The organism is Paenibacillus sp. FSL H7-0323, from assembly GCF_038002725.1.
Classification (GTDB): Bacteria; Bacillota; Bacilli; order Paenibacillales; family Paenibacillaceae; genus Paenibacillus_AQ; species Paenibacillus_AQ odorifer.
The window spans coordinates 4306860-4320834 of the sequence record NZ_JBBODB010000001.1 but is presented as its reverse complement, the minus strand read 5'-3'; the positions used below and the strand labels follow the sequence as shown (position 1 = coordinate 4320834).

Annotated in this window: 9 protein-coding genes and 1 pseudogene; 7 read left to right on the top strand and 3 right to left on the bottom strand. The window is 35.1% G+C overall.

Going from position 1 to position 13975, the window contains the following annotated elements:
- Positions 1-144: 144 nt before the first annotated feature.
- Both rfbC and rfbA read right to left on the bottom strand, forming a co-directional pair.
- Complete coding sequence (gene rfbC / locus MHH89_RS19675) at positions 145-699, bottom strand: dTDP-4-dehydrorhamnose 3,5-epimerase (protein WP_076205752.1); 555 nt, start codon at positions 697-699, stop codon at positions 145-147.
- A gap of 17 nt (positions 700-716) precedes the next feature.
- A complete protein-coding gene (gene rfbA / locus MHH89_RS19670) occupies positions 717-1595 on the bottom strand; it encodes a glucose-1-phosphate thymidylyltransferase RfbA (protein ID WP_076297063.1) in 879 nt (292 codons plus the stop codon).
- A gap of 342 nt (positions 1596-1937) precedes the next feature.
- On the opposite strand from rfbA, the pseudogene MHH89_RS19665 reads away from it, so the two are divergent.
- Positions 1938-2909, top strand: a pseudogene (locus MHH89_RS19665) (peptidase U32 family protein); the annotation flags it as partial.
- 35 nt (positions 2910-2944) lie between these two features.
- Here the strand turns inward: MHH89_RS19665 and MHH89_RS19660 are convergent.
- Positions 2945-3112, bottom strand: coding sequence for a hypothetical protein (locus MHH89_RS19660; protein WP_341088835.1), 168 nt, complete (start codon positions 3110-3112; stop codon positions 2945-2947).
- A 624-nt stretch (positions 3113-3736) separates the two neighbouring features.
- Here MHH89_RS19660 and MHH89_RS19655 point away from each other — a divergent pair.
- The 6 genes from MHH89_RS19655 (at position 3737) to MHH89_RS19630 (ending at position 13757) form a co-directional block, all read left to right on the top strand.
- Positions 3737-4516 carry an ABC transporter permease gene (locus tag MHH89_RS19655; RefSeq protein ID WP_076282457.1) on the top strand — a complete coding sequence of 260 codons (780 nt, stop codon included), beginning with the start codon at positions 3737-3739 and terminating at the stop codon, positions 4514-4516.
- An 11-nt stretch (positions 4517-4527) separates the two neighbouring features.
- Positions 4528-6162: an ABC transporter ATP-binding protein gene (locus tag MHH89_RS19650; RefSeq protein ID WP_341087918.1), complete on the top strand. Its 1635-nt coding sequence runs from the start codon at positions 4528-4530 to the stop codon at positions 6160-6162.
- A gap of 33 nt (positions 6163-6195) precedes the next feature.
- Positions 6196-8577 carry a methyltransferase gene (locus tag MHH89_RS19645; protein WP_341087915.1) on the top strand — a complete coding sequence of 794 codons (2382 nt, stop codon included), beginning with the start codon at positions 6196-6198 and terminating at the stop codon, positions 8575-8577.
- Between the two features lies 1 nt (position 8578).
- Positions 8579-9421 carry a glycosyltransferase gene (locus MHH89_RS19640; protein WP_081383164.1) on the top strand — a complete coding sequence of 281 codons (843 nt, stop codon included), beginning with the start codon at positions 8579-8581 and terminating at the stop codon, positions 9419-9421.
- 3 nt (positions 9422-9424) lie between these two features.
- Positions 9425-10522, top strand: coding sequence for a hypothetical protein (locus MHH89_RS19635; protein ID WP_076205773.1), 1098 nt, complete (start codon positions 9425-9427; stop codon positions 10520-10522).
- A gap of 409 nt (positions 10523-10931) precedes the next feature.
- Positions 10932-13757, top strand: coding sequence for a DUF7657 domain-containing protein (locus tag MHH89_RS19630; protein ID WP_341087912.1), 2826 nt, complete (start codon positions 10932-10934; stop codon positions 13755-13757).
- Positions 13758-13975: the final 218 nt, after the last annotated feature.

Here is a 13975-nt window from a genome sequence, read left to right as displayed (position 1 = left end):
AGATAATCATTGAGCTACTTTAATCAGATTCTACGATGTTAATTACTATAAGTGAATGAATAACTTTATCTAGATACTATATGGGGGCTCTATTAAAAAAAGCGCCCCAGACTACAGCTATGTAGCCAGAACGCACTCCGAAAATTAGTATACAAAATTATGCGAAGAGTTTTTGAACAGTGGGGCACCTTCATCCTTTGCAGAAAGCACTGGTTGAATATGAATTGGCCATTTGATGCCAATCTCAGGATCATTCCATAGGATACCGCCATCGCATTCCGGTGCGTACAGCTCATCGCATTTGTACTGAACTTCCACGTCATCTGTGAGAGTCATAAATCCATGAGCAAAGCCCTTGGGAATCAGCAATTGTTTCTTGTTATCAGCGGTAAGCTCAATGCCGAACCATTTTCCATATGACGGGCTTCCGCGTCGAATATCCACCGCTACATCAAAAATCGCTCCCTTAGTACAACGGACAAGTTTAGTTTGCGCTTTGGGATTAACTTGGTAATGAAGTCCACGTAGTGTGCCATTGGTGGCAGAAAAGGAATGATTGTCCTGCACAAATTGCAGTTGTAGTCCTTGTTCCTGAAACTTGGCTTCACTGAAGGTTTCCATAAACCAACCTCGATGGTCCCCAAAGACAGCGGGTTCTATAATAAGCACTCCTTCTAGTTCTGTTGGTGTGAATTTCATGGTTCACTCTCCGCTCTTTAATATTGAATTTTACCGATGGCTACTTTGATCAGGTATTGACCGTAACCAGTTTTACTCAGTTTTTGCCCGCACTCTAGCAGATGCTCCTTGGTAATCCATCCGTTAATATATGCAATTTCTTCCGGAGCGGAAATCTTAATTCCTTGATGATCCTCAATCGTACGGACAAAATTGGTCGCGTCGACCAGACTCTGATGAGTTCCGGTATCAAGCCAGGTGAAGCCACGTCCCAGTAATGCGACATCAAGTTCGCCTATTTTCAAGTAAGCTTCATTAATTGAGGTAATTTCAAGCTCTCCTCGACTGGAAGGCATTACTTCCTTAGCCAGCGAAACTACCCGGTTATCGTAAAAATACAAGCCAGTAATGGCATAGTTCGATTTAGGATGTTCCGGCTTTTCTTCCACACTCAGCACTTTGCCGTTTCCATCAAACTCAACAACGCCAAAACGCTCTGGATCTTGCACATGATATCCGAATACTGTTGCACCATGTTCCTTAGTAGCGGCTTGCTTTAAAAGCTTGGTCATTCCATTTCCATAATAAATGTTATCGCCCAAGACCATGGCAACGGAGTCGTCACCAATGAATTCTTCGCCCAAAATAAAGGCTTGAGCCAATCCATCAGGGCTAGGTTGTACAATGTATTGTAGAGAAATACCAAACTGTGATCCATCGCCGAGCAGATTTTGAAAACGTGGCGTATCCTCAGGGGTTGAGATGATTAGGATGTCTTTAATGCCTGCTAGCATTAATGTGGATAGAGGATAATAGATCATTGGCTTATCATAAATTGGCAACAGTTGTTTACTGGTTACCATTGTAAGCGGATAGAGGCGCGTACCGCTTCCTCCAGCGAGAATAATACCTTTCATGACTCGTATCGACTCTCCTTAGTATATATAAAAATTGTAAAATATGAGATCTTTTTAGTATCTTGGACATTCCATTCTTATTGTACGCCGGAAATTCTTGATTTGTCTATTAAACAAGAAGTTATACATAATATCAAGCTTCAAAAGGAAGAAAGTGATTAAGTGGAATATGCTAATTGACAGGTGGATACTGTGATATTTGATAAAGTTAATCGGTTGAGCAAATGACAACGATCCGCCATCAAGCGGTTTAGGAGGATATAAATAACCAAACAAGGAATACGCAGGGTAGATGTAGAACTGCTGGCACCGGAAGGCGACTGGGATTGTTAGCGTACGGCGGTGGCCAATGGGGCGAATGAGATCTTTTTTTTGCGTAGAAAAATTTAATGCCCAGACGAGAGCAAACAATTTCCGCATGGACGAGTTGCCGGAGATTATGGCGTTCCTGCATAGCTATGTGTGAAAGGTTTTCTGACCTTTAATATAGCGGTGTTTGAAAAAAGAGCTTCCCGATGCCAAAGAACTGATCGACGCTGGTGTGGATGCGGTTATCGTGTAGGATTTGGGTTCGATGCGCATGATTCATAAGATTTCGATTGACTTGACAATTCATGGATCTACTCAGATGACAATTCCTTCGCAGGAAGCATTTGAGTTTACCAAACCGTTCGACATAGAGCGCATGGTGCTTGGGCGTGAGGACAATCTGAAGCAGATTCGCACGATTGCCTAGCAGGCTCGTATGCCGATGGAAGTGTTTGTACACGGTGCACTTTGTGACTCTTATTCTGGACAGTGTCTGACTTCGGAATCGTGGGGCGGCCGTTCTGTGAATCGCTGGAATGTGCGCAGGTCTACCGTTTGCCGTATGACCTGATGGTGGACGGTGAAGTGAAGCCGATGGGCGATATTACTTGTCTGCTCTGTCCCAAGGCTCTGGCAGCGATTGATCTGATGTCGGAGTTAATTGAAGCAGGTATGACCTCTTTTAAGATCGAAGGCCGATTCAAGAGTCCGGAATATGTAGCCAATGGGGTTAGCAAATATCGTAAGTAAAGTCATCGATCGCTATCTGGAGGGTCAATGGGCGACGCCTTCGAAGGAAGTGATGCGTGAGCTGCAGCAGAGTTTCTCGCGCGGATTTACACATAGTTTCCTGTAAGGGACTAATAACAAAGAGCTCGTGGACGGCAGTTTCCCAAAAAGCCGGGGTGTATACCTGGGCACAGTAGAGCGAATTTACGTGATGGCGTAGTTTGCCACATTCATGCCCCTTTGAAACGTGGGGATGGCATTTTGTTTGATGCTGGAGTATTAGAAAACCAGCCAACCAGACCAAAGGCAAATTACCAGCTACCAATCCAATTCAATAGTTCAAAGCCGACAATGACATATACGATCGTAAGTACATCTTTCTGAGTTACAAAATTTAGTTGCTTTTGCTTCATGAGGTATAACGCTATAATGAATACTGTGGTATACGCACATTGCACAAACATCAGATTCATCGCCATCTAGTGTGACGCCGCGTAGGTAAAAGTTAGCAGCAAGAAAAAGAAGGGTAGTAGGTCGCGTTTTTCCTCCTGCTTTATTTTATTTTAGTACAATCCCATACACACCAGTAGCATGACGCCGCTGAACAAGGTGGTGAGATAGATAGGTTTCTCATAGTCCACCTGCGTCCATTAAATAACCCTACCTGGAAGGGGTACCAGATTAAAATCCAAACTCAAACCCAGACGGAACTGGGGATTTTTTCAAACTTCCTCGACTGGGCAACGTTTTTACCGTATACTGGTTTCGACACGTTGATATCTCCTTTTCTTATAATTAACGACAATATATTAACACTTTGAAATGATTGACTCTATATTTAGGTTAGTTAACCTCAGATTATTGGGTTGTTAATATAATATAATATAAAATTTCAGAAAGGATGCAAATTCAGGTGTTCAATAGTAATTTTTCGATTGTATTTGCTAATAGTCACTTCATAAATATTAAATCGAAAAAATGTCGACACATAACACGGTATGCTTTTTAGTAATAATGTACTTTTAAATTGTCAGTATTATTATGTTGCTGATGGTAAAAACGGCTTTTTTGGCTGATTCTATTATTTAGGGATGGAATGAAACATGAAAATAAAAGCAATACATTCATTGAGTAAATATAATTTTCTTCTTGCGCAGTTAGTTCAAAGAGATTTCAAGACTAGATACAGGAGATCTATTTTAGGCATTTTGTGGAGTTTATTAAATCCGCTTTTAATTATGGTGGTACAGTACCTGGTGTTTTCGACGTTATTCCGGTTCGATATACCTAACTACTCTGTGTATTTGCTTAGTGGTATTGTAATATTTAATTACATGACAGAGGCAACCTCTCAATCTATGACATGCATAATTCAAAATGCATCATTGATTAACAAAGTATACGTACCGAAATTCATTTATCCATTTTCTCGGGTATTATCATCAGGTGTTAATTTTCTTTTTTCGTTATTAGCACTGTACCTAGTAATAATTTCAACTGGAATGAGTATAACATATTCGCATATTGCAATGCTCTTTGCTATCGCATGTCTATTTCTCTTTATCTGTGGAATATCTTTTATGTTGTCTTCAATTATGGTTTTCTTTCGAGATACGCAGTTCCTTTATAGTATTATAATTACTATTTGGTCATATCTAACTCCAATTTTTTATCCTGAGAGCATACTTCCAAATTACATGCTATATATTCTTAAATTTAACCCTATGTATCATTTTATAAGATTTATAAGATTTATTATTCTATATGGGGGGATTCCTGATCTTAAGGCCTGGGCATTCTGTTTATTATTTGCTTTGGTATCATTCGTTTTAGGAGTACTTGTATTCAATAAAACTCAAGAAAAATTTATTCTATATTTATAAGGAGAAATAAAGTGATCGATATAAAAAATGTTTCTATGAACTTTCGATTAGCTAACGATCGTATTCTTAGCTTGAAAGAATATGTCATTAAGAGAGTATCAAACAAATTAACATATAAGCATTTCCATGCACTAAGTGATGTGTCTTTTTCAATTCAAAAAGGCGAAGTTATAGGTATTATAGGTAATAATGGGGCGGGTAAAAGTACACTTTTGAAAATTATTTCAGGCATTCTAACGCCAACTAAAGGTAATGTGAAAGTTAGTGGTAATATAGCTCCTATGCTAGAACTTGGAGCTGGGTTTGATATGGACTTAACTGCAAGAGAAAATATTTTTCTGAATGGCGCAATACTTGGGTACTCAAAGCAATATTTGACTGAGAAGTTCAGTGAAATTGTCGATTTTTCAGAGCTTCATGATTTTTTAGATGTGCCAATTAGGAATTTTTCATCAGGTATGATAATGAGACTTGCTTTTTCAATTGCTACTCTTGTAGATCCAGATATTCTAATCGTTGATGAGATATTATCTGTTGGAGATGCAAAGTTTCAAAAAAAGAGCGCGAAAAGAATGTTCGAACTAATGAGTGGTGGTACTACGGTCATCATGGTCTCTCATAGTATAGAACAAATCCGCCAAATGTGTTCACGTGTTATTTGGTTAGATAAAGGCAGTATAAGAATGATTGGTAATTCGATTGAAGTTTGTAAAGCGTACTTAAGTGAGCAAACAGATACTCCCCCATCAAATATGTCTAATAATAGTTATACCGAAAACTTATATTCGCCTACACAGATAACAAAGATAGATAATCAATATTTTATTGTGGATTGTTGGCATCACAGGGTTATCTATAACCCCAATATATCAGATACTATTGCTGGATGGACTATGCTTTGTGATAACGTACACACCCCTCACTCCATTGCTAGTGACGGTGAACTGCTGATTTTAGATGATACTGGTAATAATGCTGTACAAGTGTACAAGAAAAAATTGCAAACATATGAGTTTTCACAAACAATAAGAAATATTGGATACCAGCCTAATAAGATTATTTATGATAAAGATAAAAAACTTTTTTACGGTATATCTGCATCATCACAACAATTGTTTGTATTAAAAAACAATAATGGTGAGGTAGAAATAGATAATGTAGTACGATTGGATTACTTGAAAAATTCTTATGTCAGATCAATATCTCTCATCGAAAGCAAACTTTATTTTGTTTCCGGTCCAGGGGAGATTCTTGTTGCTAATACAGAAGATATGTCATTTAATCTAATAAATAAATACCCAGTCCCTTTCGAACTTCAGGGAATGAATGACTTGATTAAAATTGATTCATATTACTATATAAGTGTGTATCAAGACGGATCTGGGAACATCGCCCCAAAATTAGTTAGAACAAAAGATTTAAATCTACTAGGCGTTAATTATGAGGACCTTTATGATAAATTACAAATGAAAGGGGTCCCTTATAATTTTTCTCAAATTGAAGATAGAGTCTATGTCACTGAAATAGATTCATACTCTTCAATAAGATCTTTCAAATTAGTTGAGGATGAAATATATGACATTCAGGTTCACTATAATATAGGTGCCGCTGATGATGCGTCGATCCATAGAAGAGGATATTCATGATAGTGATGTAGCTGTGCTACAGAAAGGAGTAACATGACTAAACTTAACTTTGATTATTATAATCCTAGTATGGACGAGGTATATTCAGATGGGTCGATTGAATTAGAATTACTTAGGAAGGTAAAAAATAAAGATTTTGATTGGTATAATTCGAAAGAATGGCCTATAATTTACCATCTATCTCACCTCCGACAAAATATTTTAAATTGGTACTCTTTTGAAAAAGGATGTACTATCTTAGAAATTGGTGCTGGATGTGGTGCTATAACTGGACTCCTTTGTGAAAAAGCAAGTAGGGTTGTAGCTGTTGAGTTAACGAAAACAAGAGCAGAAATAAATTACTACCGTCATCAAAATATTGAAAATCTAGAAATAGTGGTTTGCGATTTTCAGAGTCTACCCCCTGACTGGAAGTTTGATTACATTATAATAAACGGTGTTCTTGAATATGCAGCATATATGTTTACAGGCAATCAACCATATAATCAATTCCTTACAAAGGCTAAGCAACACTTAAGTTCATCCGGAAAGATGCTGCTTTCTATAGAAAATCGCATTGGTCTAAAATATATTTCAGGCTTTAGAGAAGACCATACTGGAGAGTTTTTTTCTGGAATAAATAACTACAATAATAATGAACGTGTTCGAACTTTTACAAAAGGCGAATTGACAAATTTACTAAATGAGACGAATCTTAGTGCAATTAAATTCTTTTATCCGTACCCTGATTATAAGTTCCCAACGGAAATATTTACGGATACGACTATAAATGGAATTGTGCCTTCTAGTTCTCATTTTCCGCTTGATATGCCAAGGGTGAAACTTTTTGATGAAAATAATCTTCACAAAACTTTAATGGATTCTAATTCTATGGATATCTTCGCGAATTCTTTTTTAGTGGAAATATCCGCTACACAACAAATACCTACTCAAATAGACTATGTAAAGATTAGTGCTAATAGATCTGAAGAGTTCAGAATATTCACCTACTTTGATTTAAACAACAATAAAGTCTATAAAAAAGGCCTTAATGCAAAAAGTCAGGATCACCTGAAGCGAATGTTGCATTATAGTGACTATTCGTACGATTCTAATCAAATTAAGAATGCAACCTGCTATAAAGAAGTGGATGGAATTAGTATGTTATTTTATACTATTGAAACTTTAGAGGATAGATTGGTTTCTAAATGTACCGATACTAACACTGGAGATTTTATTCATGAGATAGTAAAGTTGCGAAATGCGCTGTATGAAGGCATTCATCCTAGTGATTTTACATGCAATAATGATTTTGTGGAAATATTTAGTAGGGAAAAACCTGAACAAAAGTTACACTGGTCTTCAAACTCTAATCTCGACTTAATATCAGGAAATATCTTTTTAGAGGGAGATTTATATAAGGTTATTGATTATGAATGGCATATGCCATTTCAGATTCCTCTTGAGTTTACTCTTTGGAGGACTTTAAAGCAGTTTAAAGATAACCATAAAGATATCATTGATAGATCAATTGTTGATAATTTCATATACGATACTCTAAATATTACTCGTGCCACCGAGCAATGTTTTTTTTCATGGGAAGAAAATTTTATTAAAAACTTCGTGAAAATTCAAGATCTTTATATTTTTGCGAATGATGAGATACCCGTCGATCTAAATGCTGTTTCAACTCGTTACTTAAAAGATCATTCTATTGAAAGTACGCTATTTTATGATCATGGTGCCGGGTTTACTGATCATGATTTCGAACGCTGTGTAACTACGTCTACTGATACTGGATTTTCAGTTACGTTCAAAGATAAATCTATAAATAATGCGGAAGCACTACGCTGGGACCCACTAGAAGGAAATCCCGCATTAATATATATACACAGTATAGAAACAGATGGATCTATAAAAGAGATTACTGCTATCAATGCTGAGCGAGTTCTTAATAATTCTGAGTATGAATTCACAACATATGATCCTCAGTTTCTTTTGCAAGGTGATTTTACTAATGCAACATATATTAAGATCAATTTCACATGCGAAATACTGGATTGGACTATTGGCTATCAACTTCAAGAGAAAAAAATGTATGTAAATAATCAAAAAATAAATGAACTAGTGAATCACAAGGAAATCTCTAAGATAAATAAAAAAATACTAGAAGAAAAGTTGGAGGAAGTTTCAACACAACTTAATGTGACAGTTGATTCATTAACCAATTCTCAAAATGATTTGATTGAGACGCAAAAGAGTTTAGAAAGTGTACAAAAAACGTTAGAAATTAACCAAAATAAGTTAGCTAATACTCAAGAGGAGTTGAATATAAAAAGTAATAAGTTAAATGAAATACACTCACACTTGAAACATCATAGAATAAAATCCATAGTTAAAATATTGTTTTTCGGTGAGATTACTAGGGGGGAATAATTTGAGTAAAGTCAGTGTAATTATGCCTTGTTATAACGACGGTGAATATATTGAACAGGCAATAAATTCAGTACGTTCTCAGACTTATAACAATATTGAACTTATAATAATTGATGATGGTTCGACGGACCCTAATACAATTATTACACTGAATAAGTTCAATAATACTGATATTATTTTGTTGAGAACTGATAATACCAGACCTGCAGCTGCAAGAAATGCAGGTATAGCTCATGCTACTGGTAAATATATAATGCCAGTTGATGCTGATGATATCATCGAACCAACCTACATCGAGAAAGCTGTCAAAATTATAGAATCAAATAAGAAAATTGGTGTGGTTTACTGCTATGCTGATTTATTTGGTGATAGAACTGGGAGATGGAGTCTTCCAAACTACTCACTAGATGCAATGCTGCTTGATAATGTTGTGTTTGTAACATCGCTCTTTTACAAAGAAGATTGGGAAAAAGTTGGGGGTTTTAAAACCACCATGTATCATGGTATGGAAGATTATGATTTTTGGCTTTCCATTATAGAACTAGACAAAGAAATCTATCAAATCCCAGAGGTACTGTTTAACTACCGAATTAAACCTAAATCGCGGACCACAGAGTTTATGTCTAACGCGGAAATTGTTAAGCAGACCTATCGTTCAATTTATAACCAACATCCTAAACTTTATGAACAGTATACTAATGAGTACGCAGTTATACTAAGGGATGCTTTGATAGAGCAAATATTTCTTAATCGAGCTCTTCAAGAGGGCATAGCTATATTAGATAAATTAAAAAGCATACCATTATTAAAGTTAATAATAAAAAAATATATCATGAAGAGGTAAACGATGATCATATTCACTTCTATTTGTGCAAATTATTTGCATAAAGCCCGTACATTGGCAAAGTCAGTAAAGGATAATATACCAAATTGTAAGTTTATCATATGTCTAACTGAACAAGAGATGCTTCCTGAATTCAATTACGAGTATTTTGATGATATCGTACTATCGAAGGATGCTTGGGAAGGAAATTTCAATCGATTTATATTTAAACATACTATTGTTGAAGCTTCTACAGCTGTTAAAGGCCAATTTTTCAAATATCTTTATGCTAACTACGAGGATGAGACTCAATTTATTTATTTAGATCCAGATATATATGTGTATTCAGATTTTATTGAACTTAAGCAGCTATTGATAACTCGACCAATAGTACTTTGTCCGCATTTGCTTCAGCCAGGTAATATTGATATGGAACTCTCTAGCACATCTCATGGTGTTTATAACTTAGGATTTCTTGCTGTAAACAGAAGTGAAGAGGCCCAAAGCTTCATAAACTGGTGGGCAGAGAGATTATACTTATTTTGCTATGATGACATTGCGAGAGGAATTTTTACTGATCAAAAGTGGATTGATTTGGCACCGTGTTTTTTTGATGTGGAAATATTTAAACATCATGGATATGATTTTGCGCCGTGGTCACTATTGAATTGTGATATGACTGAACAAAGTGGACAATATTATGTAAAAGGGGACCCCCTAAGATTTATACACTACTCAGGATTTGGTAGTTCTGCTGAAAAATGCATGAATGATTGGCTTCCTAAAGGGCCTCACCCCTTCAAAGATTTGTATGATAAATATGCATATTATCACAATTTAAATAATTCTGATAATATCTCTAAAACAAAATGGACTTATGCATATTATAAGTCAGGCGAGAAAATAAATGATTTGGTAAGAATGGATTATCGTAAAGACTATGATTTGATGTTTAGTATTGAAAATCCTTTTGAAATGAGTAATGATTTTTTTAATAGTAAATTGAATTTAAATGTTAATTTTAAAAAATACAAATCATTATCATCGAAAGCAATAAGTATTATACGTTCAGAAGGCTTTGGTGCTTTCTTGAAAAAGTTGATTCGGAAAATTGCTAAATGATATTAGATCTTCAAAGTAGCTGAATGCATATTATAAGGAGTTTCTTCGGCGTAACGTAACAATTATAAAACCCGAGGTAACTCCTTATTCCATGTATTATGCCGGATATATTCACGTGGGTTGGGTTGGTTTAGTCTGCTTTTTTACGTAAATGGAAGGGTTCAGACGAACGAGAGTATGGGTAGAACAATCTACACATTGTAGCTCAAAGATACTAAAGGTTTTTTTACATGTGCTCATCCGAGGATGGCGACAATGGGTTGTGCTTATGATCAGCCGGAGACAGGGCAACAAACAACATTGTCATTCTGAGATGTGAACCAGGGAGCTCGATAGTTTTTTGAAATTACTCTTGCTATACTAAAGCGCGTTATCAAGAACGCAAACAATATATAACACAGGAGAATTTATGAAATATATAACTAAAACGCACAAAAAAGTTATTTTGTTTATTATATTAATAGTGCTAATGAATGTTGCTATATTCACATCCTTTAGACAATCAGTGAATTTATCCATTTACAGTGAAAATGATTCTAAAATTAGTTTTTTTTATGATAATGGTCACCCCGATTATCCCTTTGATGATTCCCATATGTCTCAAGAGTATTTTGTGAAAAGTAGCAAGGTGCAAAATGTGAAATTTCCATTAGATATAGTTAATTCTAATAAGCTGCGAATTGATTTTGGTGATACATCAGGAAATTTTAAGATATATTCTTTGTCTATTCAAAAATCTCCTCTATATGAATATGTTATTAGTGAAAAAGTTTTTTTGGATAAATTTAAATTTAAAAACGATATTTCTCAATATTCTTTTGAAGACGGAACCGTTAACATCGCTAGTTCTGGTCCTGATGGTCATATTTACTCTACAGACACATATTCAAATTTACCAATAAAGTTCAAAAATTCATTCTTAATCAAAGAGCTTTTTATAGCTTGTATAGCCTTATTCATATTGTTTATTAATAAATTGCTCTTGATATTTCGTAGTTTACCAAAATTGCCGATTTACTATAAAACAATTAAAGAGAAGTTTGTAATCAAAAATACTTTTTTAAAAAATGCATTTAATTTAATTATAATTATATGTATTTCGATCATATCAGCGGTTATATTGGATGTTGTTATATTACGAAGTATCGCAAAAGTATCAGGGTTCTTTAACTTCGACACTGCTCATCGTTATTTTCTAAATTCTTACGTTTTCTCATTTGATCGAATATACTTCTTTTCATCATTTATTTTCATTATAGGATTAATAGTTAGTTTAGGAAAATCTAAAGCACATAAGTATCGATATGTTTTGGCATTTATCTTGCTAATTCTTATGGTGTTAGGAAAATTCACCGGATCATCATTAGGGTTTTATGATGGAATGCTACAAGGCAATACTCCAAGCTATCAACAAAGCACATTACTAGGCAATCCCCAAGGAATCAGAGGTGATGAATGGGCCACAGAGAAACCCTATTACTTTGCCCAGAAAAATGCAAATCCCACACTACAGTACTTCAATAAAAACTTGAGTTTTACTGGTACTGACATGGTTATTTCTGCATTTGCACCAGTTAAAGACATAACTGTAATCGCTCGACCTGATCTTTGGGGATTTATGGTAATGCCTAATGATTATGCATTTTCTTTCTATTGGACATTGCGGTTAATTCTATTATTCATGGCATCATATGAAATGGGAGTTCTTCTCACAAAAAAACAACGGTTTGGAATCATTACTGCAATTGTTATTACATTTGCTCCGCCGGTCCAATGGTGGCTATCACAAGCACTAATGCTTATGCTTATGAGTGGGCAATTTGCAATAGTTTTATTTAATAAGTACTTAAATTCTAAAAAGTTATTTGGTAAATTTATCAGTTTATCCGGACTAGCTTTATTCGCTTTAGTTTATATATTGACTATGTATCCTGCAACTCAGGTTCCTTTGGGTTATGTGTTTTTGATGCTTTTCATATATGTATTAATTGAGAATAAAAAGAATAAACCGTTCGCCTTTTCTCGATTACTACAATATGCAGTGATGCTTATACCAATCGCACTGGTTTTATATCATTTTTATTCAAATTCAAAACCTGCTTTGCATGTTATTATGAATACGGTATACCCTGGTTCTGATAGACCATGGATTAAGCTTCCTTGGGACTTTGAATTATATCAGTTTGTAAATATTTTTACTGCAAGTATTAAACAACCGGATTTTTTAAATGCGAGTGAGATTAGCCAATTTTTCACTTTTACTCCATTCGTTATTATAGTTGCTACAACCCTAATATTCAAAAATAAAAAGAAGTCTCTATTAATGTCCCTGTTATTGAGTGTTTCTTTATTTTTAATGCTCGTCTCGTGGATTCCTGAAGTGCCATTCTTCAACAAGATAACTTTATTAAGTTTTACGTATCCTGTTAGGATCACATATGCTTATGGCTACAGTTTCACTTTATTAATTGTATGTCTTCTTGCTCATTTGGAGGACAAACGGGAAAATTTATTCACAGGGAGAATGCCACTTATTTTATCTAGCGTTATATGCTTTCTAACACTTTGCATAATGACAAATAGCATAAATATTTTTAGTTATTTCAAGTCATTTTCTATCGGTACTATATTTATGATTTTAGTAGTTGTCTTACTCTCATATATGGGATTTTTGCTAATGAAGGGGAATTATAACTCTGTACAATCTTTTATTGTTTTGTATTTACTTCTTTCAGTTTGTTCTACAATTATGGTAAATCCTATTACCAAAGGAACCGATTCTATGTTCGAGAAGACTACCATGGAGCAAATACGAAAAATCAATTCAGTGGATGCTGGCCGATGGATGGTTAGTGGTAGTCCCACTATATCGAATCTTGTAACGGCACAAGGAGTTGCAAGGACAACTGGAACATATTACTATCCGGATTGGGAAATGATGAGCATCATTGATAAAAAACATGAACATATCAATCTTTGGAATCAATTTGCCCATATTGATATGCGCTTAACTGATGGCGATTTAGAATTTTCACTTTTAGATCATGAAAGGAGTCTAAAGGTAAATGGTACTAATCGTATCATTTATACTCCAATTGAAACTGCTAGGGACTTAAAAATTAAATATATATTCACAATGATTCCTATCCCTCAAAGTATTATTGATAAAGGTGAAGTAACTTTATTATATAAAGACAGTGTAGATCCGTGGTCAATTTATCGCATCAATTACTGAGATATTATTAAATGAAGTGATGTCAAACTAAGTGCGATAGATCATCCAGAAACGATTCGTGAGGTGACTTCCAGCGGAGAAGCTTCGTACTCAGTGCTCCTGATGCGTTTCTTCGAGTGTGTAGGCCGTCGTGTACCCTTTAATAGGGGACGGCCAAAACTCAATTATCGTGTGTCGTAAAGGATGACGACCAGGTCCCAAACCGATGTGCTGGCAGA